22 protein-coding genes are annotated in these 24,057 nt (G+C 64.6%); 14 read left to right on the top strand and 8 right to left on the bottom strand.

Annotation, left to right across the window (positions count from 1 at the left end):
* Positions 1-36: 36 nt before the first annotated feature.
* Together CH274_RS15975 and CH274_RS15980 are read left to right on the top strand one after the other, a co-directional pair.
* Positions 37-774 (top strand): hypothetical protein, encoded by a 738-nt coding sequence (locus CH274_RS15975; protein ID WP_143546591.1) that lies wholly within the window; start codon positions 37-39, stop codon positions 772-774.
* Positions 771-1,301: an LpqN/LpqT family lipoprotein gene (locus CH274_RS15980; RefSeq protein ID WP_179275772.1), complete on the top strand. Its 531-nt coding sequence runs from the start codon at positions 771-773 to the stop codon at positions 1,299-1,301. The genes CH274_RS15975 and CH274_RS15980 overlap by 4 nt, the downstream gene beginning before the upstream one ends.
* Here CH274_RS15980 and CH274_RS15985 read toward each other — a convergent pair.
* Positions 1,298-2,665 (bottom strand): MmgE/PrpD family protein, encoded by a 1,368-nt coding sequence (locus CH274_RS15985; protein ID WP_094658077.1) that lies wholly within the window; start codon positions 2,663-2,665, stop codon positions 1,298-1,300. The genes CH274_RS15980 and CH274_RS15985 overlap by 4 nt on opposite strands.
* A gap of 178 nt (positions 2,666-2,843) precedes the next feature.
* Between CH274_RS15985 and CH274_RS15990 the strand changes: the two genes are divergently transcribed.
* Entirely contained in the window at positions 2,844-3,656 is an 813-nt protein-coding gene (locus CH274_RS15990) for a cyclase family protein (protein ID WP_045199325.1), read from the top strand.
* On the top strand, positions 3,653-5,080 hold the full coding sequence (locus CH274_RS15995) for an MmgE/PrpD family protein (RefSeq protein WP_094658078.1): 1,428 nt from the start codon (positions 3,653-3,655) through the stop codon (positions 5,078-5,080). Before CH274_RS15990 ends, CH274_RS15995 begins: the two co-directional genes overlap by 4 nt.
* A 58-nt stretch (positions 5,081-5,138) precedes the next feature.
* On the opposite strand, the gene CH274_RS16000 is transcribed toward CH274_RS15995, so the two are convergent.
* A complete protein-coding gene (locus tag CH274_RS16000) occupies positions 5,139-5,966 on the bottom strand; it encodes an HpcH/HpaI aldolase/citrate lyase family protein (protein ID WP_094658079.1) in 828 nt (275 codons plus the stop codon).
* Positions 5,963-6,751 (bottom strand): IclR family transcriptional regulator, encoded by a 789-nt coding sequence (locus CH274_RS16005; RefSeq protein ID WP_045199332.1) that lies wholly within the window; start codon positions 6,749-6,751, stop codon positions 5,963-5,965. The genes CH274_RS16000 and CH274_RS16005 overlap by 4 nt, the downstream gene beginning before the upstream one ends.
* A 210-nt stretch (positions 6,752-6,961) precedes the next feature.
* On the opposite strand from CH274_RS16005, the gene CH274_RS16010 reads away from it, so the two are divergent.
* The 9 genes from CH274_RS16010 to CH274_RS16050 are packed head-to-tail and all read left to right on the top strand — an operon-like array spanning position 6,962 to position 16,318.
* A complete protein-coding gene (locus CH274_RS16010) occupies positions 6,962-8,182 on the top strand; it encodes an ABC transporter substrate-binding protein (RefSeq protein ID WP_094629323.1) in 1,221 nt (406 codons plus the stop codon).
* On the top strand, positions 8,179-9,168 hold the full coding sequence (locus tag CH274_RS16015; RefSeq protein WP_045199335.1) for a branched-chain amino acid ABC transporter permease: 990 nt from the start codon (positions 8,179-8,181) through the stop codon (positions 9,166-9,168). The genes CH274_RS16010 and CH274_RS16015 overlap by 4 nt, the downstream gene beginning before the upstream one ends.
* Complete coding sequence (locus CH274_RS16020) at positions 9,165-10,208, top strand: branched-chain amino acid ABC transporter permease (protein WP_052049407.1); 1,044 nt, start codon at positions 9,165-9,167, stop codon at positions 10,206-10,208. Before CH274_RS16015 ends, CH274_RS16020 begins: the two co-directional genes overlap by 4 nt.
* Entirely contained in the window at positions 10,205-10,927 is a 723-nt protein-coding gene (locus CH274_RS16025) for an ABC transporter ATP-binding protein (RefSeq protein ID WP_032395095.1), read from the top strand. Before CH274_RS16020 ends, CH274_RS16025 begins: the two co-directional genes overlap by 4 nt.
* Entirely contained in the window at positions 10,924-11,628 is a 705-nt protein-coding gene (locus CH274_RS16030; RefSeq protein ID WP_032394949.1) for an ABC transporter ATP-binding protein, read from the top strand. Before CH274_RS16025 ends, CH274_RS16030 begins: the two co-directional genes overlap by 4 nt.
* 13 nt (positions 11,629-11,641) lie before the next feature.
* Positions 11,642-12,274, top strand: a complete 633-nt coding sequence (locus CH274_RS16035) for a hypothetical protein (RefSeq protein WP_094629320.1) — start codon at positions 11,642-11,644, stop codon at positions 12,272-12,274.
* Positions 12,271-13,641, top strand: coding sequence for an FAD-dependent oxidoreductase (locus tag CH274_RS16040; protein WP_032394951.1), 1,371 nt, complete (start codon positions 12,271-12,273; stop codon positions 13,639-13,641). The genes CH274_RS16035 and CH274_RS16040 overlap by 4 nt, the downstream gene beginning before the upstream one ends.
* 23 nt (positions 13,642-13,664) lie before the next feature.
* Positions 13,665-15,131, top strand: coding sequence for a dihydroorotase (locus CH274_RS16045; RefSeq protein WP_094647123.1), 1,467 nt, complete (start codon positions 13,665-13,667; stop codon positions 15,129-15,131).
* Positions 15,128-16,318 carry a CaiB/BaiF CoA transferase family protein gene (locus CH274_RS16050; protein WP_094658080.1) on the top strand — a complete coding sequence of 397 codons (1,191 nt, stop codon included), beginning with the start codon at positions 15,128-15,130 and terminating at the stop codon, positions 16,316-16,318. Before CH274_RS16045 ends, CH274_RS16050 begins: the two co-directional genes overlap by 4 nt.
* Positions 16,319-16,358: 40 nt before the next feature.
* Here CH274_RS16050 and CH274_RS16055 read toward each other — a convergent pair whose 3' ends face one another.
* The 3 genes from CH274_RS16055 to CH274_RS16065 form a co-directional block, all read right to left on the bottom strand.
* The gene (locus tag CH274_RS16055) at positions 16,359-17,285 is read right to left on the bottom strand and encodes an ABC transporter substrate-binding protein (protein WP_094658081.1); all 927 of its coding nucleotides are present in this window, start codon (positions 17,283-17,285) and stop codon (positions 16,359-16,361) included.
* A gap of 75 nt (positions 17,286-17,360) precedes the next feature.
* Positions 17,361-19,658 carry an ATP-binding cassette domain-containing protein gene (locus CH274_RS16060; RefSeq protein WP_094658082.1) on the bottom strand — a complete coding sequence of 766 codons (2,298 nt, stop codon included), beginning with the start codon at positions 19,656-19,658 and terminating at the stop codon, positions 17,361-17,363.
* 182 nt (positions 19,659-19,840) lie between these two features.
* Complete coding sequence (locus tag CH274_RS16065; protein ID WP_094658083.1) at positions 19,841-20,380, bottom strand: DUF2231 domain-containing protein; 540 nt, start codon at positions 20,378-20,380, stop codon at positions 19,841-19,843.
* An 89-nt stretch (positions 20,381-20,469) separates the two neighbouring features.
* Between CH274_RS16065 and CH274_RS16070 the strand changes: the two genes are divergently transcribed.
* Positions 20,470-21,966, top strand: a complete 1,497-nt coding sequence (locus tag CH274_RS16070; protein ID WP_094658084.1) for an acyl-CoA synthetase — start codon at positions 20,470-20,472, stop codon at positions 21,964-21,966.
* A gap of 7 nt (positions 21,967-21,973) precedes the next feature.
* On the opposite strand, the gene CH274_RS29720 is transcribed toward CH274_RS16070, so the two are convergent.
* A complete protein-coding gene (locus CH274_RS29720; RefSeq protein ID WP_256993600.1) occupies positions 21,974-23,746 on the bottom strand; it encodes an HNH endonuclease signature motif containing protein in 1,773 nt (590 codons plus the stop codon).
* Between the two features lie 46 nt (positions 23,747-23,792).
* Positions 23,793-24,044 (bottom strand): DUF3253 domain-containing protein, encoded by a 252-nt coding sequence (locus CH274_RS29725; RefSeq protein WP_235387273.1) that lies wholly within the window; start codon positions 24,042-24,044, stop codon positions 23,793-23,795.
* Between the last annotated feature and the right edge of the window lie 13 nt (positions 24,045-24,057).

Consider the following 24,057-nt stretch of genomic DNA (forward strand, 5'->3'; position numbering starts at 1 on the left):
CTGCTGAGAACAATCGACGCGGACACACTCCTCTTCATGTCGTGGCTGACGTTGCTGATGCTCTTGCCGCTCTCCCTCGCAGTATTGTTGTCCGGCATCGGATCTGCCCGGCTTTCACGTTTCGTGCGACCGGTGAACGTCGCCGGAGTCGGCCGAGGCGTGGCAGTGCCGGGGCGGGGAAATGTGTTGTACCGCAGCGGAATACTTGCATTCGCGTTGGTGGCCGGCGTGTCTTACGTCCAATGGAGAGCAGACGAACCCGTAGGTGCTGCGCGTCACCAGCTGAAGATCGTAGTCATGTCGCACTTCGGCGCTCCGATATTGCTGCTGTTCTTCGCCCTCAGTGTGTTGATCGTCAACCGGACCAGAATTTCACTGCATCCCGATGGCATTGTGGAAGAGATCCATCGTCGCCGCGGGTGGAAGGTCACCACAGCCGTCACGGTCGTGCCGTGGGACGGGATCGTCGAGCTGCAACCGCAGACGCATCCGAATCCGGCCCTGTCACATCCGCACTGGTACCCCACTATCCGAGTCGCGTACCGTGCAGCCGACAGCGAATCGGATCAGGAACTGACGCTGATGGTGTGCGAGAAGAAAGTCGAGCCCAACTCGTTGTATGCCCTGTTGCAATGGTGTCGCGACAATCCCTGGGCTCGTGCGCAACTGGGCCACGACGACGCGCGTGAATTGCTGCGTCCACCCGGTCTGGTCGAGCGCATCCGAGCCGACCGCGCCGCGTCGACCTCCGCTGGAAGGGCTGCGGTCCGGTGACGGTTGCAGAAAGGACGATACAAACCTTTCTCCACGAGGAGGGTGTCGAACTGGTGCCGGTGCACCGCGACGAGTGCGACCGGTTCGGGCTCGAGCTCTCGACGCAACCAGACTGGGAGGTCGTTGCCGAGCACCTGTTCCCGCACGCCACCGCGGTGCTGTGCTCGCCGGCCAACACAGTCGACGGATTCGTTCCGAACGTGGTGGTCCTGGTCGGCAAGCTCAGTCGATCGGTTCATCCGGAATCGTTGCTGGACTGCGGCTTCGGTGACTCCCGGGCGCTGCCCGGATGGGTCGAGATCGGTCACGACCGAGACCCGTTCCGTGCTCTACCGGCAGTCTCGATCGCAGGTCGCTACGACTGCGACGGCCGGTTGCTCTTCGCCCGGACCCGCTACGTCGTGGTCCACCACATCGTCGATCAGTATCTGATTCAGGTGACGGTCACCGTGCCGGATTCGCTACGGCAGAAACTGTCCTGCGCCGCGGACGAACTGATCGAGGACATGCGTATCGGGCGACGCTAGTGCCTGGGCAGCTGGAGCAACAGTGCCGCCACGTCCTCCGTCGCACCGAGGGCATCGACGATGTGTTCGAGAACGGTGGTATCGGATTCGCCGACCAAGCGAGAGATCTTGGCTCGCAGCGCGGCGTAGTCCATCGGGAAATGGTCGATGTCGCCGACCGGATTAGGGGTGGTCGCGGAGACCGAACTTCCGTCCTCGAATTCGATCGTCACCTCGGCGGCTCGACGCTCGGGCAGTAGAGCATCCAGTTCGGGGGACGACGCGACGTCGACTCGAGCGCTGAACAACTCGGCCGACGCGAAAGTCGCACCTCGGGGATCGAGCGATTCGACGTCTATCGCGTCGGACACGAATGCGGCGGACACGACGAACGGCAGCGAGAACATAGCGCCCAGCCTGCTGGAAGGATGTCGGCGAAACAGTGGTTCTGCCAACGAATGCGTGCGCACCCGCACACGTTCGATGTCGTCTGCGAACCATTCGGCATTCGAGCGCAGGCTCTGCACGGTGTCGACGGCGGCGTGCGTGTACGAGCAGCTCGCGTGCTGCTTCGTGTAGCCCTCGAGCGTGAGCCATCGATCGCCGAGGTCCTCGGTCAGTCGGGCGATGTTCAATGTCCCGACGATCGCACCCAAGGTGTGCTCGATGGCACCCGAGTTGTGCACCACCCCCGATCGGGCCAGCCTGGCCGCGTTCAAGCCTGCCCGCGCTGCACCGCCGATCCACAGGTTGCGGGAGAAGTTTCCGTCGAGGACCACTGCCCACGGTGCCACCTGCACCAGGGCAGACGACGAGTCGATCGCCGCGGCAACCTCGCTGGCTCCGGCACCGTGGATGAATGCCGCCGCCGTGGCTGCACCGGTGGCACCCCAGTGGCCATGGGTGTGCCAGGAGCTGTTGCGGCTCAGTGCCCAGCCGAATCGAGCGGCGACTTCGTATCCCGCCACGATGGCCGTCAGAAAGGTCGAACCCGAAATCGGCGTCGGTGCCAGTCTGGTGGCAGCGATGGCCGCGGGGAGCACGTGCGCAGCAGGATGACCGGCGGCGTACTTGTTGCCCTCGTCCAGTTCGAGGCAACACGATGCGATCGCGTCGAGCTCGGACGCAGTGTCGACCGTAGTGCCTACGCTCCCGCCGATCGGGTGCGTCGATCCAGTTTCTGCAGTCCAGTTCCTTCGCAATTCGACCATCTCGGCGGAGCGGGCACCGGCGAGCGTGACACCCAGCAGATCGAACAGGATCAACCGGGCCCTGTCGTTCAGCGGTGCGGGCAACGGTGCGCCCCTGAGATCGACCATCACGGCAGCCAGGCGCTCTACCGCGGCAATATGTTCCGTTGAGCGAAACGAATTGGAGCCATTCATTCGTGGACTGTAGAAGGTTGCAAATCGAAGAGTCAATGATCGAGACGGGTAGGCGGAGGACTGCTACGCTCATCCTGCCGCCGGTGCACTTCTCGGAAGCCTCCAAGCGTTCCGGCTAGCGAAACGACATCACGCTGGTGTGAGGTGACTGCTCAGCGTCGAACGAGGAGATGAAGCAATGTCCGATCAACTTCTTCGTGCCGTCCAGGGGGGCGTGCACGCAGTCGATCTCGGTAGGCAACTGAGGGTCGGCATGCCGCAGTCACCCAATCATCCGCAGTTCTGGCACACGTTGCCGCGCAGGCACGGTGATATGACCCGAGCGGATGGCGGCAGTGCCGCGAACGACATGATCACCACCGGAACGCATGTGGGTACCCATATCGACGCTCTTGCTCACGTCAGCCAGGACGGGAAACTGCACGGCGGGGCCGACGCAGGTCAGTCCTGCCTCGGTGGGAAATACGTCGAACACGGAGTACACACCATCGAGCCCATGATCCGCCGCGGTGTGCTGCTGGACATTCCGAGGCTCCTTGGTGTCGGCCGCTGCGAGGGTGGATACGAGATCACCGTCGACGATCTCGAATCGGCATGTGCAGCAGAGGGTGTCGAGATCGGGGCCGGCGATGTCGTCTTGATTCGCAGCGGCTGGGGGCAGTTGTTCGCCGAAGGGCTGCCCTACGTCGGCGGACCGTCCGGTGTTCCCGGAGTCGGAGAAGCAGGCGCGCAGTGGCTGGCGGACAGAGGCGTACACGCTGCAGGTGCCGACACGATCGCGTTCGAGCGGCTCGCTCCCGGCAGTGGCCACGGTCTGCTACCTGCGCATCGAGTTCTCCTGGTGGAGAGCGGAATTTACATCATCGAGGCGCTCGACCTCGAAGAGCTCTCGCAGCAGGAACTCTTCGAGTTCACGTTCCTCCTCGTGCCGCTGAACATCTTCGGCGCAACGGGTTCGCCGGTCCGGCCGTTGGCGGTGAGGTCCGCATGACCGAACGCACACTCGCGCAGCACATAGCGCATTTCGCCGCGACCACCCGCTACCACGATCTCCCCGAGGCAGTCGTCGCCTCTGTGGGGATGCGAGTTCTGGACACACTCGGAATTGCAGTGGCTGCCACCGACCTCGATACCAGTCGGGCCGCGACCGCGTGGGCACGGGAGCAAGGTGGGTCGGCAACGGCGTCCGCCGTCGGACTCGATGTTGCACTCCCGCCTGCCATGGCCGCCTTCGTCAACGGCGTGCTCGCGCACTCGCTCGATTTCGACGACACCCATCTGCCGTCGATCCTGCACCCGAGTGCCAGCGTGGTGCCTGCGGCACTCGCGGCCGCTCAAGAGCACGGAGCCGACGGCCGAGAACTCGTGCGTGGCATCGCGATCGGGCTGGAAGTGTGTGTGCGAATCGGCATGGCGGGGTTCGATCCGGAGACCAAGAATTCGGTGTTCTTCGAGCACGGTCAACATGCCACCTCGATCTGCGGTGCCATGGGCAGCGCCGTGGCTGCAGCCGTCATCGGTGGTGCATCCGAGGAACAGATCGTGGACACGATGGGTATCGCAGCCTCGATGGCGTCGGGCATCATCGAGGCCAACCGCACCGGCGGAACGGTCAAGCGTATGCACTGCGGATGGGCGGCGCACTCCGCTCTGTCTGCAGCCGGGCTTGCGCGACACGGGATCACGGGACCGCCGACCGTCCTGGAAGGACGGTTCGGCTTCTTCCAGGCCTGGTTACACGAACCGGGCCGAGCCGACGAAATCCTGAACGGCCTCGGCTCCGAGTGGGCTGTTCCCGGAATCTTCTTCAAGCCGTACCCGGCCAATCACTTCACCCATGCTGCGATCGACGCGGGAGGAGCCCTTCGCGCGCGTGGAATCGGTCCGGAGCAGATCGAGAAGCTGGAGCTGGGGGTACCTGCGGCGAACCTGCGGACGATCGGCGAACCCATCGACGTCAAGCGCACGCCCGCGACCGGATACATGGCTCAGTTCAGCGGCCCCTACGCGGTTGTGGTCGGGCTGCTGGGCGGGGGAGGACTCGGTGCCGCGCTCGAGGACTACACGGACGAGTTGGCGAAGTCGGCGGATCGACGTGCGCTGATGGCCAAGGTCGACGTGGTGCCGGATGCCCGGTGTGATGCCGTTTTCCCCCATCAGTTCCCGGCGGTGCTGACCGCAACACTGACCGACGGAACGGTCGTGGTCGAAGAGGTGTTGACCACGCGCGGAGGACCAGAACGGCCGCTGTCGTTCGGTGAGGTCTCGACCAAGTTCACCAGCAATGCCGGGCCGTTCCTCTCCGACGTCGAACTGAAAGAATTGGCCGGTCGATGCGATCGGCTCGGGGACCTGACCGACATCGGAACACTGCTTGCTCCGTTGACCGATCTGAAATCGACCACGCAGCAATAGGACAGTCCTCGGGCACCGTCCACTCGTATGGCGGTGCCCGAGCTGCAGTGCGACCGGCTCAGGCCCGGGCGAGGATTTCCCGCGCGCCCCGTACCACTGCTTCGTCGACGAATCTGCCGTTGTCGTCGACGGTCGGACCACCCTGGGCCACGTCGTACAGTTCCACCAGTCGACGGGCTGCAGCCACGTCGTCGATCGACGGCGTGAGTGCGGCATTGATGATCGGAACCTGGCTCGGGTGCAATGCCGTCCGGCCGCGGAAACCCATCTGCACGAAACGTGCTGTGGTGGTGACGAATCCGTCCAGATCACGGAAGTCGGTCGACGTCGGAGCGATCGGTGCGACCAATCCCGCTGCAGCGCAGTCGATCACGACGTTCAACCGAATGGCGTCGATCATCGATTCGGTGTGCTCCGATCGTGTGATCCGCAGGTCGGCGAGGAGGTCGACCTCGCCGACCCCGAAGGTTCGAACCCTGTTGCATCGAGCCATCTCCGGCACAGCGCGCAAGGAGTGAGCTGTTTCGATGAGGCCGATCAGCTCGATGTCGGGGAGATTGCGCATGTCGAGGAATCGGTCCGCACGTGTCAGGGACTCGGTCGAACACTTCGCCACCATGATGCCGGTGACTCCGGTTCCGGCGACGGCCTCGAGATCCTGCGTCATGAACTCAGGGGTGACCCGAATCCAGATCTGGGTGTCGGTGGATGACCTCGACGCCAACCACTGTGCGACCTCGTTGCGCGCTCGGTCCTTGTCCGGCAGCGGAACTGCGTCCTCCAAATCGATGATCACCGCGTCGGTCTCTCCGCGCACCGCCTTGTCGAACAGCTGCGGCTTGTTCGCGGGGACGTAGAGGAACGATCGGGCGGATGTAGGGATCATCGGGCTGCTCGCGCTTCCAGGATGGTGGTGATCGATCGAGCCGCGGCGACGACCTGGCCGGCGTGGACGATGTGCTCGTCGTCCGCTGAGGAGGAGTAGCGAAAGGCCGGACCGGACGAGCTGACCGAACCGAGGACGTGGCCCGCGGCGTCGAAGAAGGGAGCGGCGATCGATGCTGCACCGGTATTGCGCTCGTTCGTCGAGGTCGCGTACCCGTTGGTGCGGATGTCGTCGAGGCGAGCGCGGAAGCGGGTCTCGTCGGCGTCAGGGGTGGTGCTGCGGAGTTCCTGGAAGGCTTCCTCCGCGAATCGGTCGGGGAGGAACGCCAGGATCGCTCGGCTCGACGCTCCCGAGTGCAATGCGTACTGCGGGCCGATTTCGACGACCATCTTCACTTCCTGCGGGCTCTCGTACTGATCGAGATAGACGCGGCGGTGCCCGACGAGTACCGACAGCGTGGCAGTTTCACGTGTGTTCGCACGGAGCGCACGCAATACCGGAGCGGCGATGGACCGCACGTCGAGTTGGCTCCAGGCCTTGGTTCCGAGTCCGATCGCGGCGGGACCGAGGGAATACGTCGACTCGCCCGCGACGGGCTGCACGATCGACCGCGATGCGAGCGATTGCAGAATGCGGTGCACCACAGCCTTGCTCAGCCCAAGCGTTCGAGCGATTTCCGATACGCCGAGTGCGCGATCGGATTGGGCGAATGCGATGAGCACGTCGGCGACACGATCGGCCGACTCGGTGCCGGTCGATGTCTCCAGTACTGGCCTGCTGACCATAAGTGCCACCTTTCGGATGTGCATGCGTTCCGCTGAGCGAACCATACCCGTAACAAGAATTTGACGGAAGAGCCTGTTCTGAGCCCGTGATGCGTGCCATACTCGATTCCAGCGAGATCAATCATCAATCTGATGGTGCGCTCAGCGGAACGGTTGGTTCCGCCCAGTGGTTCGACTCGGCGCCGGTAGGCGCGGAAGGCAGATTCGACAATGAAGAAGCTCGTAGGTGTGCTGACGGCCGTTGCCGTCGTGGGTGCTGCAGCGTGTGGTTCGTCCACCGGTTCGGACGACTCCGGCCCCATCAAGATCGGATCGGTTCATCCCACCACCGGAGCGCTGGCAGGTGTGGGCGGTCTGATGAACGACGGTGCTGCACTGGCGGTGGCCGATATCAATGCAGCAGGCGGCATTTCGTCCCTCGACGGTCGGCAACTGGAGTTGGTATCGGGTGACAGCCAGGGCAAAGCAGAGGTCGGACAGAGCGAGGCGCAGCGACTGATCGACGACGGCGCGGTGTCGCTCATCGGCACGTACCAGAGCGACGTCACTCAGAATGTCGCCTCTGTCGCCGAACGATCGCGGGTACCGCTTGTGATCGACGTGGCGGTGGACGACAAGATCCTGGACCAGGGGTACCAGTACTCCTTCCGCATGCAGCCGAACGCCTCCAGCATGGGAACCGACGGTGCAAAGGCGCTCGCCGCGATCGAAGAGCAGACCGGTCAGGCCATCGATCGAGTCTCCTACCTGCACATCGAAGGATCGTTCGGCGACAGTGTCTTCAACGCATTCGAGGCCGAGGCTGCGAACCAGGGAATCTCGTCGGTGCAGGAAATCACCTATCCTGCAACGAATTTCTCCGACGCCACCACACAGGTGCGTGAGGCTGCAGTATCCAACCCCGACGTCATAGTCGCCACCGGCTACTACCCGGACGGTCTGTTGATCGCCCGCGCCGTCGAGCAGCTGAATCTGAACGTCAAGGGTGTCTACGGAATTGCCAACGGCGCGTTCGACGACAGCTCTTTTCCCGGCGACGCAGGTGCGGCCGGCGACGGTGTGTTGAGCGCCAACTACCACTTCGACGCCACCAGCGACCGCGTCACCGACATTCGTACGCGGTTCGAGGCCCAGTACGGACGCCCGATGGAGACGGCAGCGATGCTGTCCTACCAGGCGGTCGAGGTCATCGCGGCGGGTCTCAACGACGGAGCCTCCAGTGACCCGGAAGATCTGCGCGAGGCGATTTCCGGCGTCTCGATCGACGACCCGCTCCTCGCGTTCAGCGGACCGATCGAATTCGACGAGACCGGTCAGAACAAGAACGCAACCGTCATTGTCATGCAGGTCCGCGACGGTGCAATCGCACAGGTCTTTCCCGAGGAGTTCGCAACGGACGCAATCGAATTCCCCGTGGGAGCCGGCCAGTGACGGCGGCTACCTCGACTGCGGAGAAGACGGGTAAGCGAGGTCTGGCCGGGATCGACCCCGGCATCCCGGTCGCAGCAGCGATCGTCGTCATCATGGCGGTGATCTACCTCGTCGGTGGTAAAGATCAGGGCTTGGTCACGCAGTCGGTCGTCTCCGGGCTTCTGCTCGGCGGCGTGTACGCACTGATCTCGGTCGGACTGACGCTCATCTTCGGCGTTCTCGGCATCGTGAACTTCGCTCAGGGCGCGATGCTGACGATGGCGATGTACATCGTGTACGCGCTATCCACTGCCGGGTTGCCGGTCTACGTCGCGACGCTGCTGGCAGTTCCGGTGATGTTCCTGTTCGGCATGGTCGTTCAGGCAACTCTGCTGACGAAGCTGACCATCAGTGGCAGCCACGACGGCCCTTTGCTCGTCACCCTCGGCCTGTCTCTGCTCATCATCAACGTGCTGCTGATGATCTTCGGCGGGCGACCACAATCGGTCCAGGCACCGATCGACGGTTCCCTCGACGTTCTCGGTGCGGTGGCGTCGTGGCCGCGCGTGGTGGCGTTCATCGGTGCCGCTCTGGTCGCCGTCGCGCTCAGCGCGGTGCTGAAGCGGACGCCGCTCGGATTGTCCATTCGCGCAGTCGCATCCAACTCCGAAGGCGCGAAACTCGTGGGCGTCGACATCGGCAGGGTCTATGCGCTCACCTTCGGTATCGGTGCCGCGTGCGTCGCCGTCGCCGGCGGGTTGATGACACCGTTCACCAGTCTCACGCCGTCGGTCGGAGAACAGTTCACCATCCTGGCGTTCGTCATCGTGGTTCTCGGTGGACTCGGAAGTGTCGTGGGAGCGATGGTCGGTGGCCTCGTCATCGGCCTCGTGCAGACCGTCGGTGCGCTGTATCTACCGGGAACAGGCTCGCTGATCCTCGTCTTCGCGGTGTTCGTCCTCGTCCTGTTTCTCAAGCCCGAAGGATTGTACGGAGCTCGCCGATGACAACGACAACAAGCGCACCCACTCCGGTGCAGCACGATCCACGGTTGAAGGACACCTGGCTCCGACGCCAATTGATCACGCTCGCCATCGGTTTCGTCGTGGTTGCGGCATTGCCGCTGATGCTCGGTGAGCAGGCACAGACCGTTGCCGTTCGCACGCTGATCTTCGCCGTGATGGCCGTGGCGTGGAACATCATGAGCGGGTTCGGTGGCATGTTCAGTTTCGGCCACGCCGCCTTCTTCGGAATCGGTGCCTATACCGGTGCGTATCTCTTGGTCGAACGCGGCGTCTCGCCGTGGATCTCGATGATCCTCGCGGCGATCATCTCGGCGGTGGTGGGAACGCTCATCGCCTACCTGTGTCTGCGCTACCGATTGGCCGGGTCCTACTTCGCATTGGCCACATTCGCCTTCGCGCAGATGTTCCTGCTGCTGGTGCAGAACCTCGAAGTCTTCAACAAGACCGAGGGATTCAACGTGCCGATCCTGCCACGGGATTCGTGGTGGATGCTGCAGTTCGAAAAGGGCAGCCCCAACTACGTCTGGATTCCACTCGTCATTCTGGCCCTCGCCGTTCTCGGCACGATCTTCTACACCCGTTCGCGGGCCGGGCAGTTCGTCCAAGCCACCCGCGACGACGAAACCGCCGCAGCCTCACTCGGTATCGACACGATGAAGTACCGGTTGATCGCCGTAGCGGCGAGTTGTGCGCTGACCGCCGTCGCAGGTGTCTATTACACGCAGTACTACTTCTTCGTCGGACCGGAGCAGGCCTTCGGTTCGGCGGTCTCCGTCGAAGCGATCGTTCCGGCCGTCATCGGTGGCATCGGCACGATCTGGGGACCGGTCATCGGTGCTGCGGTGATCGGGCCGCTGTCCGAGTTGATCAACGAACTGCTACGAAACCCACCCGCCTTCCTCGAATTCCTGCAGGGAACAATCGGATTGGACGTTGCCGCGTACTCGGTGATTCTGATCGCGATCGTGATCTTCCTACCCAAGGGAATCTTCGGCACGATCCGTGAGAGGTGGAACCGATGAGCCTGTTGAGCATCGAGAACCTGAGCAAGTCGTTCTCGGGTATCCATGCGGTGCGCGATGTCAGCCTCGATGTGCCCGAGCACGAATTCCTCGGGATCATCGGCCCCAACGGGGCAGGTAAGACGACCTTGTTCTCCTTGTTGTCGGGTGAACAGCCACCGACCACGGGCCGAGTGATCTTCGACGGTACCGACATCACGGGTTGGCCGGCCAGCAAGATAGCGCGCGCCGGACTGGTCCGCACGTTCCAACTGATGCGCCCGTTCGAGTCGATGTCGGTGTTGGAGAACGTCACCATCGCCGCGTTGTCGAAGCGCAAGTCACGCAGGGATGCGCGGCGTCATGCCCTCGATGTTCTCGATCGTGTGCAGTTGTCCGATCAGGTCGGCGGCAAGGTCTCGGCCATGTCGACCGCGGGATTGAAGAGACTCGAGCTCGCGCGCGCACTGGCCATGGAGCCGCGCGTCGTGCTCCTCGACGAGGTTCTCGCCGGGCTGGTCCCAGCCGAGCGTGCACCGATGATCGAACTGCTGCGCACAGTGCACCAGGAGGGCCAGACGGTGCTGTTCGTCGAGCACATCATGGCCGCGGTGATGGCCCTGTCCGAGCGCCTGGTGGTCATGCACGAAGGTGCCGTGCTCACCTCGGGTGACCCACGCACGGTGGTTGCCGACGACCGTGTCGTCGAGGCGTACCTCGGTGAGGAGAAAACAGCATGATGCTCGAGATCGACAACCTGCACGCCGGATACCGTCGTCTGGAAATCCTGCACGGGCTGAACCTCGCGGTCGACCGACACGAGATAGTCTCTTTGATCGGTGCCAACGGGGCAGGCAAGACGACGACGCTGCGCGCACTGTCCGGTATGGTCTCCACCTCCGGCGGTACGATCATGCTGGACGGCAACGCCATTCACGGAATGCGGGCGGATCGAATCGTCCGGGCAGGACTCGTGCACGTCGCACAGGACCGAGCTCTGTTCGGCAGTCTCACCGTCGCCGACAACCTGGAGATGGGTGCGTACACCCAGAAGCGCAGCGGCGTCAAGGAATCCCTCGACCAGGTCTACGCACTGTTCCCGATTCTCGCCGAACGACGAGAACAGCGGGCCGACACCATGTCCGGCGGTCAGCAGCAGATGCTCGCCATCGGTCGCGCGATGATGTCGAAGCCGCGAGTTCTGACGCTGGACGAACCGTCGGTCGGGCTCGCTCCCAAGCTCGCTGCTCAAGTGCTCGACGCTATCGTGCGAATCCGTGATTCGGGCGTGACCGTGCTGATCGTCGAACAGAACGCCGCACAGGCACTCGCGATCTCCGATCGCGCTTACGTCATCGAGAGCGGATCGATCGTGTTGACCGGCACCGGATCCGAATTGGCACACGACGAGCGGGTCAAAGCTGCCTACCTCGGTATTTAGGAGTTCACTTCACATGCATCTCTTGGCCTTCACCCCGATCGACGTCGACGCGGCAGAATTGCAGCGGCGCCAGGGTCGGTACGACCACCTTTCTCCCGCAGGGATCACCGTCGAGCTCCGCAACATCGGGTCCGACGCGCCGAGCGCACTGGACACCGAACGTGACGTCAGACGGTCGGAGGAGGTGCTGTCTGCTGCATTTCGGTCTGTGCACGACACGGAAGCGGATGGGTTTCTGCCCGACTGCGTGCTCGATCCCTGTGCCGAAGAGGCGGACTCGTTCATCCGGCCCCTCTACGGCCTGACCCGGCTGACGGCATCGTTCTACGCGTCCCAGGGGCATCGAATCGGCGCGCTCGCCCGCAACGATGTGATCGCTGCGGAGATGGATCGCCGGCTCGCGTTCTACGGGGTCGTCGCCGAGGCAACCCAGGTACTCGGGCTCGGTGTGCACGATATCGCCGACACCCGGGCCTGGGGGAGAGCGGTCTCGGAGCACGCGAGGAAGCTCCGGTGCACCATCGCAATCAATGCGTGCTCGGCCGTCGATCTCGTCGATCCACCCGCGTCGCCGCAAGTGGTGGACCCGACCGCCACTGCGCTACGGCTACTGGGTCTGCGATCCGAACTGCAGGTGTCCGCGTGAGCGAGGACGGCCCGGACCTGATCGTGGCCGGCGCGGGCGGCGGCCTCGTTGCTGCGCTCCGCGCCGCCGAGCTCGGCCTCGACGTGCTGGTCGTCGAGGCCAGTGCGCACTTCAAGCGAGGCAACAACACCGCGATGTCGACCGCGATGATTCCCGGCGCGGGGTCACGATGGCAGCGGGAGGCCGGAATCGAGGACTCGCCGCAGCAGTTCCTCGACGACGTGATGCGCAAGACGAAAGGCAGTGCAGACCATCGGCTGGCGTCGGCGCTCGCCGAAGTCAGTGCCACTTTGGTCGAGTGGCTCGCCGATCACGTCCGACTGCCGCTCTCTCTCGTGACCGACTTCTCGTACCCGGGGCACTCGCAATTGCGTTGTCACACAGTCGAAGGCCGCCACGGTAGTGGGATGCTCGAGCACCTCGCGCGAGCGGTCGCCGACGAGCCGCGCATCGATATGTTGACACCCGCGCGACTGACCGACGTGTCAGTCGATTCCGACGGGGTTGTCGACGGAGTGACGATCACGATGCCCGACGGCAGCGTCGACGTCGTTCCTACCCGTGCAGTTCTGTTGGCCACCAACGGCTACGGTGCCAACGCGGCCATGGTGGCGGAGCACGTACCGGAGATCGCCGCTGCGAGGTATCACGGCAGCGAGCACTCCGCGGGCGATGCGCTCACCATCGGCCGTCGTCTCGGTGCCGAGTCGGCGTATCTCGATGCCTACCAGGGGCATGCTGCACTGTCCAAGCAGGCCACGACGCTCGTCGGATGGGCGACGGTGATGCACGGCGGCATCGTGCTCGACACCTCCGGACGCCGGTTCGGTGACGAGACGACAGGTTACTCGGAGTATGCGGCCATTCTGGCCGCCAGACCCGGATCCGAGGGCTGGGTCGTCATCGACCGGTCGATCTACGACAAGTGCATGTCGTTCAAAGACTTCCAACAGACCGTCGACTCGGGTGCGGCAGTATGGGCCGACGATATGGACGGCCTGGCGGCCGCAACGGGGCTCCCACCTGCGGCGGTGGTGGAGGAACTCACCGCTGTGCAAAGGTATGCCTCGGGAGAGGCCTCGGATCCGTTCGGCCGCAGCTCATTCGAGCACACGCTCACCGGTCCGTATGCAGCCATCAAGATCGTGCCCGCCTTGTTCCATACGCAGGGCGGGCTCGTCGTGGACGAGAACGCACGTGTTCTACGAACCGACGGCTCGGCGATCACCGGCCTGTTCGCCTCGGGCGGTGCCGCGATGGGCATCTCCGGCCACGGTGCTGCCGGGTACCTCGCCGGTAACGGATTGCTCCCGGCACTCGGACTGGCCTACCTCGCGGCAAGCTCACTCAGAATCAACGAACTCTAGTGAAGAAATTCGAAAGGACCATCATGTCAACGCTTTTGATCACCAATGCGCGCGTAGTCCGGCCAGGATCCGACGCCCCCGACGAGGGTGAGTTTCTGGATCTGCTGATCGAAGACGGCAAGTTCACCCGTATCGAGGCGAACATCGATGCAGGATCCGCAGAGACCGTCATCGACGCTGCCGGCAAGGTCGCATTCCCCGGTGTGGTGGACGCACACCAGCACTGGGGTATCTACAACTCGCTCGGCGACGATGCCGAGACCGAGTCGCGGGCGTGTGTCCAGGGCGGCGTGACCACCTCACTGTCCTACATGCGGACTGGCCAGTACTACATGAACACGGGTGGTTCCTACGCCGACGTGTTCCCGAAGGTTCTCGACGCCACCGAGGGGCGCCCGTACGTGGACTACGCGTACCACCTCGCGCCGATGTCCAAAGAACACATCGACGAAATCCCCTCGCTGATTGCCGATCACGGCGTCACCTCGTTCAAGATCTTCATGTTCTACGGCAGCCACGGGCTCCACGGCCGGTCGACCGATCAGAGCGAATTCCTCATGACTCCAGAGGGGGAGCGCTACGACCTGGCGCACTTCGAGTTCGTCATGCGCGGCATCCAGGCTGCCCGAGAGCAGATGGGCGACAAGGCCGATCACATCTCGCTGTCGCTGCACTGTGAGACCGCCGAGATCATGAGCGCGTACACCAAGATCGTCGAAGAAGAAGGCACCCTCGAGGGCCTGGCTGCGTACAGCGCGTCACGGCCACCGCACTCGGAGGGCCTCGCCGTCACCATCGCGTCGTTCCTGGCCGACGAGACGCAGCTGCCCAACATCAACCTGCTGCACCTGTCCTCGCGCAAGGCGTTGACTGCGGCGATGCGGATGGCAAAGGCGTTCCCGCACGTCAACTTCCGCCGTGAGGTCACGATCGGGCACCTGTTGGCCGATATCGACACCGCATACGGTCTCGGCGGCAAGGTCAACCCGCCGCTGCGTCCGCGCGACGACGTCGAAGCGCTGTGGGAGCACCTGCTCGCAGGTGACATCGACTGGGTCGTCAGCGATCATGCGTGCTGCAAGGACGAGAAGAAGTTCGCCGAGGACCGCGGCGACATCTTCGCCGCGAAGTCCGGCTTCGGGGGTGCCGAGTATCTGCTTCCAGGGCTGGTCAGCGAGGGACGCAAGCGCGGCCTGAGCTGGCGGCGTATCGCAGAGCTCACTTCGCTCAACCCGGCCCGACGCTACGGCCTACCGGGTAAGGGCGACATCGCCGTCGGGATGGACGCAGATATCGCCCTGATCGACCCGGACCGCACCTGGACCGTCCGTCCGGAGGATTCCGAGTCTGCGCAGGAGTACACACCATTCGAGGGATTCGAGCTAGGTGCCAAGGTGACCGACACGTTCGTCCGTGGTCAGCGGGTACTCGCCGATGGTGCCGTCTCCGGTGCGCCCGCCGGCCGCTACCTGCACCGCCCGTACCTGTGACGGGGCCACTGGAGGGCATCAAGGTACTCGACATCTCGACGATTCTCGCAGGCCCCCTCGTCGCGCAGATCCTCGGCGACTTCGGGGCAGAGGTCATCAAGATCGAGCACCCCACCAAGCCGGACGGTATGCGCGGGCACGGCTTGGACAAGGACGGTCACCCGCTGTGGTGGACGATGATCGGGCGGAACAAGCGCACGGTCACCCTCGATCTCGGAAACTCCCGAGGCGGAGCCATATTCCGACGCCTGGCCGCAGAAGCCGACGTGGTGGTCGAGAACTTTCGGCCGGGAACCCTCGAACGCTGGGGGCTGGGATATGACGTTCTCTCCGAGCTCAACCCTGGTCTGATCCTGTTGCGTGTCACCGGCTTCGGCCAGACCGGACCGTACGCGACCAGACCGGCCTTCGGAACGCTCGTCGAATCGATGAGTGGTTTCGCGCACCTGACCGGCGAAGCCGATGGGCCGCCGACGCTTCCGGCGTTCGGCTTGGCCGATTCCCTTGCCGGGATCGCGGGCTCGTCGGCCGTGTCGATGGCTCTACTGCACCGCACCAACAACGGCGGCAAGGGGCAGCAGATCGACCTGGATCTGTTGAGCCCCATCATGGCTGCGGTCGGGCCGGGCGTCATCTATGCCGATCAACTGGGCATCGATCAGGAGCGAACAGGGAACCGGTCGAGCAACAACGCGCCCCGCAACCTGTACAAGACCGCAGACGGGTATTGGTTGGCGATCTCCACGAGCGCCAACTCGATAGCCGAACGTGTGCTGGTGCTGGTGGGTCACCCCGAGGTGCTGGACGAACCGTGGTTCGCCACCGGGCGTCAGCGCGCCGCCCACGCCGACCTTCTGGACGAGTACGTCGGCGGCTGGATTGCCAAGCGGACCAAGGACGTGGTGATCGACGAGTTCGAAAAGGCAGGAGCGGCAGTCGCTCCCGTCTACAAGCCGAGCGACCTGTTGTCCGATCCGCAGGTGAACGCCATCGAGATGGTGACGACCGTCGAGGACGACGACCTCGGCCCCGTGCGCATGCAGAACGTCATGTGGCGGATGGGTGGCAGTCCCGGCCGGATCAGATACACCGGCCGCAAGCACGGTGCCGACACCGACCAGGTGCTCACCGAAATAGGGTGCAGCGCCGACGAGATCGAGGCCATGCACCGCGACAGCATCGTGTAGAGCGCGGCGGGTGGTCGCGGTGTCCGGTCACCCGCCGAGTTCACTCGGGAATCTGCTGCACCACGGCGGCGACGGCTTCCACCTGGTCCGCGATCCGTGGCCCCCATCTACTCGACAGGTCCTCGTCCATCGGGAAAATCCTGCCGTCTCGGACGGCGGTCATCGAACTCCACCCCGGTCGAGCCGCGACCGATTCGGCTGTGACACCACAGCACTGGGCGTCGGCGAGGAACACAATATCGGGATCCGCGGTGATCACCGACTCGGCGGACAGCTGCGGGTAATCACCCGCCCCGGATCCGTCGGCGATGCTCTGCAGACCGAACAATCCGTAGATCTGGCCGACGAAGCTCTGGCTGCTCACGGTGTACAGGGTGTCGTCGAGTTCGTGGAAGTACGTCAACGGCTGATCGCGTGTCGGCACGCTCGCGACGGCAGCATCGATGCGGTCACGCATCTGCGCGACCACCGCATCACCTTCGGCGTCGTGCCCGGTCGCGTCTGCCACTTGTTCGATCTGCGAGTACGCGTCGTCGAGGCTCGTCGCGGCCGGGACCAGCAGCGTCGGAATGCCTGCCTCGGCCAGGGTGGACGTCACCAGGCCGAGGTCGGTGGAGGTGATCACCAGATCGGGGTCGTACGCGACGATCGCCTCGAGGCTCGGCGTCAACGCAGACAGCCCGGTCTTCGGGGCATCGGCGGGATAGTCCGACTGATCGTCGACGGCCGCCACCTGCTCACCCGCTCCGACGGCGTACAGGGTCTCTGTCGCCGTCGGGCTCAGAGAAACGATCGAACGGGGCATCGCGTCGATGGTGACGGTCTCGCCGTCCGAGCCCGATGCGATCGTCCTCGGGAACTCCCCGCTCGACGCCGTGGTGGAGGAAGCGGTCGGCGGGGAGTCCGTGGTCGTGTTGCCGCATCCGGTCGCGACCAGCGCGATGACCGCGAACCCGGCTGAGATCATTCGTGCCGATCGACGCTGCACTGCCACTCCTGTGTTTCCGGTGCCTCTTGGAGCGCCAACACTATCGGGTCGCGGTCAGCGACCCAGGCTCCGTGCCAGGTACGTGCCGGTGTGGGTGTCGGAGACCACCAACTCGTCGACGGTTCCGGTGAAGGTGATCAGTCCGCCGTTGTGTCCGCCGTCGGGGCCGAGGTCGATGACCCAATCGGCCGCGGCGATGACGTCGAGGTTGTGTTCGATGACGATCACCGACCTGCCCTCGTCCACCATTCCGGACAGCAACGCAATCAGGTTCGACACGTCCGACGGGTGCAGACCGGTCGTCGGCTCGTCGAGTACCAGCACCGGCGACGACCCGACCAGTTCGGTGGCGAGCTTGAGCCGTTGCCGCTCTCCGCCGGAAAGCGACGACAGATTCTGGCCGAGCGAGAGGTAGCCGAGCCCGACATCCCGGCACCGGCGGAGGATGTCACGGATCTTCTTGACCTCGAAGAAGTCCTGCGCGTCCTCGACGGACATCTCGAAGATGTCGGCGATGCTGACGCCGTCGACGGTATGCCGGATCGCACCCGACCGAAAACGCCTGCCCTGGCACGTCTCACAGGTGCTCGTCACCGGGTCGGTGAACCCGAGATCGGTGAAGATGACCCCGCTGCCCTGGCAGTCGGGGCAGGCGCCGTCGGAGTTGGGCGAGAACAGAGACGGCGGCTGGCCGGTCTTCTTGGCGAAGTATGCGCGGATCGGGTCGAGCAGACCGGTGTACGTCGCGGGGGAGGAGCGGCGCGAACCGCGGATGGGTGCCTGGTCGATGATGACGGCGTCCGGCGCTGCCTCCCGGAGGTGGCCGTGGATGAGGCTGGATTTGCCGGAACCGGCGACCCCGGTGACGGCGGTCAGGACTCCGAGCGGGACGTCGACGCTGACGTCGCGCAGATTGTGGGTGTTTGCTCCGGTGATGCTCAGCCAACCCGAAGGGGTACGGGGAGTGCGCAATTCGACGCCCTCGCGACGCAACGCGGCACCGGTCCTGGTGTCGGCGCGGCGGAGTTCGTCGTAAGTGCCCTCGAACACGACTGTGCCGCCGGCCTTTCCCGCGCCTGGGCCGATCTCGACGATCCGATCGGCGATCGCCATGACCTCGGGGTCGTGCTCGACGACGAGGACGGTGTTGCCCTTGTCGCGCAGCGCGAGCAACATGTCGTCGAGGCGGTGGACGTCGCGGGGGTGGAGGCCTGTGGTCGGCTCGTCGAACACGTAGAGCATGTCGTTGAGGGTGGCGCCGAGGTGGCGCACCATCTTGATGCGCTGGGATTCACCGCCCGACAGCGACGACGTCGCCCGGTCCAGGCTGAGGTAGCCGAGACCGAGATCGACGAGTCTTCGCAGTTGCGTGACGATTTCGGCTGTGACGGTGCCCAAGCCGCCGATCTGCCACCCGTCGATGTGGTCGGCGAGTTCGGACACCTGCATCGCGAACGCGTCGGGCAGAGACAGGCCTTCGAGCGTGGCGCCGCGGATGGTCTCGTTGTAGCGGGAGCCGCCGCAGGACTCGCAGACACCGCGCGTGACGATGCGCTCGAACGCGAGCTTGGCCTTGCCTTTGAGGGCATCGGCGTCCTTGGTCAGGTAGCTGCGTCGGAACCGGGACACGATTCCCTCGTAGCTCTTCATCACGGCGTCGGGGTTCAGCACCTCGACCTCGCCGGGCTTGGCGTCGAAGAAGATGTGGCGCTCTCGGGCGGAGTACTGCTCGATCGGGACGTCGAGATCGAACAGGCCCGAGTCGGCGAACACCCGATACGGCCATTTGCCGACCTCGAAGTCCGGGTGCCGGAACGGCCCCTCGCGCAGGGACTTCGACTCGTCTACCAGTTCGCCGATGTCCACGACCTTCGCCTCCCCGAGCCCTTCGCACTCGAGGCACATGCCGGCCGGGTCGTTGAACGAGAACGCGTTCGCGAACCCGATCGTCGGGGTGACGCCGCGGGACCAGAGCATGCGCAGCCAGTCGCCGATGTCGGTGATGGTGCCGACCGTCGACCGCGGGCCACCGAACAGGCGCTTCTGGTCGACGATCACGACGGCCGACAGGTTCGCGATCAGATCGGCGTCGGGGCGACCGTAGGACGGCAGGAAGGTCTGGGCGAACGCGGTGAACGTGGAGTTGATCTGCCGTTGCGCTTCGGCAGCGATGGTGTCGAACACGAGTGACGACTTTCCCGACCCGGAGACGCCCGCGAACACGACGAGCGATCGCTTGGGCAGGTCGAGGTCCACGTCGCGGAGATTGTTCTCGCGTGCTCCGCGAACGATGATCGTGGACAGTTCGTTGCTGGATGGCTGGACTGGGGTGGTCGGCTGGGCCTGGGTCATGTGCGCTGAGGTCGCCTTTCGCCGCCCCCGACGCTGGTTCGTCCGGGGCCGACGCAGTCTACCGTACGGTGTACGGACATGCTACCGGTGATACGAGTGAAGGGATCGGCGGTCGGTCGGTTCGATGTTCGTGATGCTTGTTCTGGCGGCAGCCCGCAGCGCCGATCGGAGCAACTGTCGATCTAGCTGCGAAGGCTGTGCTTGCCTGCTGGAGCCGGTTTCTGCTCGATCGAGCTGTACGCGAGGTGGCCGCCGATGAGGCCGCCGACGCTCGCTGTGGCGAGACCGGCTGCAGCCAGGGCCTTGGCGATGCCATCGGTCTGTTTCCGGCGACGTAGGTAGGAGCCGAGAAAGAGGAAGACGCCGGTCGCGTTGGAGGCCGCGTGGATGATCCCGACTCGTCGCTGGCGGGGGTTCATCGTCAACCAGTCGGCCCATCCGGTGGCGATGGCGGCCGGCGCGGACACGAGCCCGATGGAGATCACGAGCTTGCTTGCTCTCGACTGGTGATTCAGCAGGTCGAGAGCAACGGCGCTGGTCCAGCTGCCGATGGTGACGTTGACCAGAGCCGGGTGGATGGGGTGGCCGATCCACTGTCCGCGGAGCGCGCCGCCGACGGTGCTGTCGTCGAGTGCGGGCTCGAGGACGTCGTTGATCGCGTTGCTCGCTCCGTCGAGGAAAGATGCCGATTCGAGGCTGTCGAGTGCTTGCTTGAGTGTCATACGTTGCCGCATGCCCCGCTGACGCCGCGCGAACCGTAAGGGCAGCCAAACACGGGACGAGATGCTTGGACGTCCTATAACGTCGGGTGATGAGCAGCGGAACACGAGTGAACACCGTCGACGGCGTCCTGCGGCGGTCGGCCGCGAAATTCCCCGACCGTCTCGCCGTGACATTCGAGGGACGCAGCCACACCTACGGAGAACTCGATACCGCCGTCACCCGCGCCGCCCGACGACTGATCGCGTTGGGGTTGAACAAGGGTGACCGCGTCGCGGCGTACGGCGTCAACTCGGATGCGTACGTTGTTGCGTTTCTCGCCTGTGCGCGAGCCGGATTGGTGCACGTTCCGATCAACTACGCGCTGGTGGGCGACGAATTGCAGTACATGCTCGATCAGTCGGGCTCCCGCGTGGTGCTCGTGGATCCGGCTTTGACGGCCACCCTCGACTCCGTTCGTGCAGACCTGACGATCGAGCACGTGGTTTCCCTGCCCGATGTACTGGGCACGGACGGCGACGGCTCCGAACTCGAACCCGCCGCCGATTCGACCGACCTCGCTCAGTTGCTCTACACCTCCGGAACGACGTCGAAACCCAAGGGCGCGATGATGTCTCACGGAGCGCTCGTCGCTGAGTACGTCTCGTGCGTCATCGCGCTCGGGTTCACCCAGGACGACGATCCACTGCTCGTGATGCCGATGTATCACTCGGCTGGGATGCACGTGTTCATGCTGCCGTATCTGTCGGTGGGTGCCACGGTCCGCTTGATGCGCAGGCCGGACGTTCCGGAGATCCTGCGCCGCATCGAAGAGGAGAAGATCAAGTCTCTGTTCCTGGCCCCGACGGTGTGGGTTCCGCTCGCCAATCACCCCGACCTGGCCACGCGCGACCTGTCGTCGCTGAAGAAGGCACAGTACGGTTCGTCGATCATGCCTGTCACCGTTCTCACTCGGCTACGTGAGCGGTACCCGGACATCGAGTTCTACAACTGCTTCGGGCAGTCCGAGATCGGTCCACTGGCAACGGTATTGCAGCCCGAGGAGCACGAGGCGCGGCCGGCGTCGTGCGGCCGTGCGGTGTTCTTCGTCGAGACCCGTGTCGTCGATGCCGACGGCAACGACGTGCCGGACGGCGAAGCCGGAGAGATCCTCTACCGTTCTCCTCAGCTGTGCGACGGCTACTGGGACAAGCCGGAGGCGACGGCAGATGCGTTCTCGGATGGGTGGTTTCATTCCGGTGACTTGGTGACCCGCGACGCCGAGGGGTTCATCACCGTGGTCGACCGGATCAAGGACGTCATCAACACCGGCGGCATTCTCGTCGCGTCACGCGAGGTGGAGGATGCGATCTACACCCATCCGGCGGTCGCCGAGGTTGCGGTGATCGGGACGCCCGACGACAAGTGGATCGAAGCGGTGACGGCAGTCGTCGTGCTCAAGGACGGCAGTGCGCTGTCGTCGCAGGCGTTGATTGATTATGTGAAAGGTCGTATAGCGCCGTTCAAGGTGCCCAAGACCGTCACCTTCGTCGACGAATTGCCACGCAATCAGAGCGGAAAACTGCTCAAGCGTGAGCTGCGCGGTTGACCTGTCGTCAGGCTGCTCGCTGTTTTCGTCGGTGGTAGCTGGGGATGGGTTGGCGTGTGGGGTCGACGGATTCGGGTGGAATGGCGTAGGGGTGTCCGTCGTCGCCCATGAGCAGTTGCCAGTGGCCGTGGTGGACGAGGCGGTGGCATTCGCCGCAGACCAGCGCGAGGTTGTTCAGGTCGGTTCTGCCGCCGTGTTCCCAGAACCTCACGTGGTGGGCGTGGCACCACTGTGCGGGGCGGCCGCACATGACGCAGCATCGGTCGCGGATGGTCAGGGCGATGCGTTGGTCGTCGGTGGCGAGTCTGGTGGTGCGCCCGAGCGCGAGCGGGACGCCGTGGTGGTCGACGATCACCGGGGTGAGGTCTGCGTCGCAGGTGAGAAGTTCGGCGAGGGAGCGACTGATCGGGCCGGTCCAGTCGAGGTGGAACGGCCAGTCCGCATCGCCCGGCTCGGGAACGGACTTCTCCCTCGCATCACTACCACCGGCAGCGACACCGCCGTCGGTGCTGCGACCGACACGACTCTCGGGAGAGTCACCGGTGCATGAACGGTCGCCGGCACCAGAACTCCCTCTGGCGCGTTGACCGCGGCCGGTGGCTCGATCGGGACCGGCGTCGGTGTCTTCGGTTCGTGAACCGCCGTCGATACCAACACTCTCGCTGACGCGGTGACCGCCGTCAGCACCACCATCGGGACCGGCGTCGGCATTACTGGTTCGTGAGTTGCCGTGGGCACCAGCACTCTCGCTGGCGCGGTGACCGCCGTCAGCACCGGTAGCGTGTGTTGTCGAACCCGTTGGTGCGCTGGCAGTTTCCTTGTTTATGCGGTCGCTGAGCAGGTCGCGCAGCGGAACGATCAGGTGCACCGACGCCCGCGAACCACCCGACGCCCCGCGGCTGCCACCGCGGAGGTGCCGGTCGAGAATCCGATCGAGTGCATCGGCCCGGCGTTTCGACGGACTCCGCGGGTCACGTTCCCCACCCGGGCCCGGTTGCGGTGCGGTCAAACTCGACAACACTGTGAGCAGCTTCTCGGCGAGGAGCCGGTCGACGTCGCCACCGAGCTGGAAGCGGCCACTGGCCAGCCGGTGAACATCAAACCGGTTCAGACCCGGGTTCTCCGACACCGGTACCGGCGGCGGCCCCGACGGAACAGGCTCGGGCCCAGCAGGTTCGGGCCCACCCGAACCACCGGCATCATTCGAACCACCGGCATCATTCGAACCACCGGCATCGGCTCGGCCCGCCTGCTCTTGCTCGCGCGCTCGTTCCTGCTCTAGTCGTTTCTTCTCGGCCTGCTCGTGTCGAGCTCGGGCGTCCTCTGCCGCAGAATGCGCGAGTGCCTGAGCACGGGAGCTGACCTGCCCGGCGGTGCCGCGCATCGCGGTCTCGAGCAGTTCCGCGACGACGGCGTCGCGGCGCCGCTCGTCGAGGGTGGGGTCGGCGACCACCACGGTGGCGTAGCCGTCGGCGATCGCCGACGCGTGCGCAGCATGGATCTCACCACCTGCGAGGGCGTCGAGCACGCTCGGCCACTGGGTGAGCCATTGCCCGAGTTCCATCTGACGCGCCGCGGATCCGTCGGTGATGCGCACCGACCTCGCGTACCAGCGGGTGACGGAGGAGTGCCCGAGTTTCATCGCCAGGCCACGCCGGTCGATCTCGGCGAGCAGTGCCAATCTCGCTGCAGCCAACGCGTTTTCGTGGGACGACACGTCGGCGAGCTCGGAGACCAATTCCTGATCCCCGAGCTCGAACACATCCCCCCATGTCTTCACCCCACGAAAGCTATACCCACCCACCGACACGTTTCTGCGACGCCGGTCAACGCTTCCAACGAATACGGATTGGGCCCTTCGCAGTCGAGGGATCGACCACGGATCCCTTCTGGGTGATCTCGACTTCTCCCGCGTCGACCATCCGGCGGGCGGCGCGGCGGACCGGTTCCATCAACTCCCGCCAACCGTCGTCGGACAGGGCTCGTGCGACGTCGGAAGGGCAGATCGTGGAGTCGCGGGACCGGGCGTCGAGCAGAGAACGGATCTTGTCTTCGAGTTCTTTGTCGGTGGCGCTCACCTTGTGTCGCCGG

Origin of the sequence: Rhodococcus sp. 06-418-5, assembly GCF_002258285.1 — a bacterium.
In the GTDB taxonomy this organism is placed as follows: domain Bacteria; phylum Actinomycetota; class Actinomycetes; order Mycobacteriales; family Mycobacteriaceae; genus Rhodococcoides.

Excerpts from the sequence above, each read along its gene's own strand:
- CH274_RS16010 (WP_094629323.1), top strand. The coding sequence starts at position 6,962 with ATGAAGAAGCTCGTAGGTGTGCTGACGGCCGTTGCCGTCGTGGGTGCT.
- CH274_RS15990 (WP_045199325.1), top strand. The coding sequence starts at position 2,844 with ATGTCCGATCAACTTCTTCGTGCCGTCCAGGGGGGCGTGCACGCAGTC.
- CH274_RS16070 (WP_094658084.1), top strand. The coding sequence starts at position 20,470 with ATGAGCAGCGGAACACGAGTGAACACCGTCGACGGCGTCCTGCGGCGG.
- CH274_RS16030 (WP_032394949.1), top strand. The coding sequence starts at position 10,924 with ATGATGCTCGAGATCGACAACCTGCACGCCGGATACCGTCGTCTGGAA.
- CH274_RS16025 (WP_032395095.1), top strand. The coding sequence starts at position 10,205 with ATGAGCCTGTTGAGCATCGAGAACCTGAGCAAGTCGTTCTCGGGTATC.
- CH274_RS16020 (WP_052049407.1), top strand. The coding sequence starts at position 9,165 with ATGACAACGACAACAAGCGCACCCACTCCGGTGCAGCACGATCCACGG.
- CH274_RS16005 (WP_045199332.1), bottom strand. The coding sequence starts at position 6,751 with ATGGTCAGCAGGCCAGTACTGGAGACATCGACCGGCACCGAGTCGGCC.
- CH274_RS15975 (WP_143546591.1), top strand. The coding sequence starts at position 37 with ATGTCGTGGCTGACGTTGCTGATGCTCTTGCCGCTCTCCCTCGCAGTA.
- CH274_RS16065 (WP_094658083.1), bottom strand. The coding sequence starts at position 20,380 with ATGACACTCAAGCAAGCACTCGACAGCCTCGAATCGGCATCTTTCCTC.
- CH274_RS16000 (WP_094658079.1), bottom strand. The coding sequence starts at position 5,966 with ATGATCCCTACATCCGCCCGATCGTTCCTCTACGTCCCCGCGAACAAG.
- CH274_RS16035 (WP_094629320.1), top strand. The coding sequence starts at position 11,642 with ATGCATCTCTTGGCCTTCACCCCGATCGACGTCGACGCGGCAGAATTG.
- CH274_RS15985 (WP_094658077.1), bottom strand. The coding sequence starts at position 2,665 with ATGAATGGCTCCAATTCGTTTCGCTCAACGGAACATATTGCCGCGGTA.
- CH274_RS16055 (WP_094658081.1), bottom strand. The coding sequence starts at position 17,285 with ATGATCTCAGCCGGGTTCGCGGTCATCGCGCTGGTCGCGACCGGATGC.
- CH274_RS16045 (WP_094647123.1), top strand. The coding sequence starts at position 13,665 with ATGTCAACGCTTTTGATCACCAATGCGCGCGTAGTCCGGCCAGGATCC.
- CH274_RS15995 (WP_094658078.1), top strand. The coding sequence starts at position 3,653 with ATGACCGAACGCACACTCGCGCAGCACATAGCGCATTTCGCCGCGACC.
- CH274_RS16060 (WP_094658082.1), bottom strand. The coding sequence starts at position 19,658 with ATGACCCAGGCCCAGCCGACCACCCCAGTCCAGCCATCCAGCAACGAA.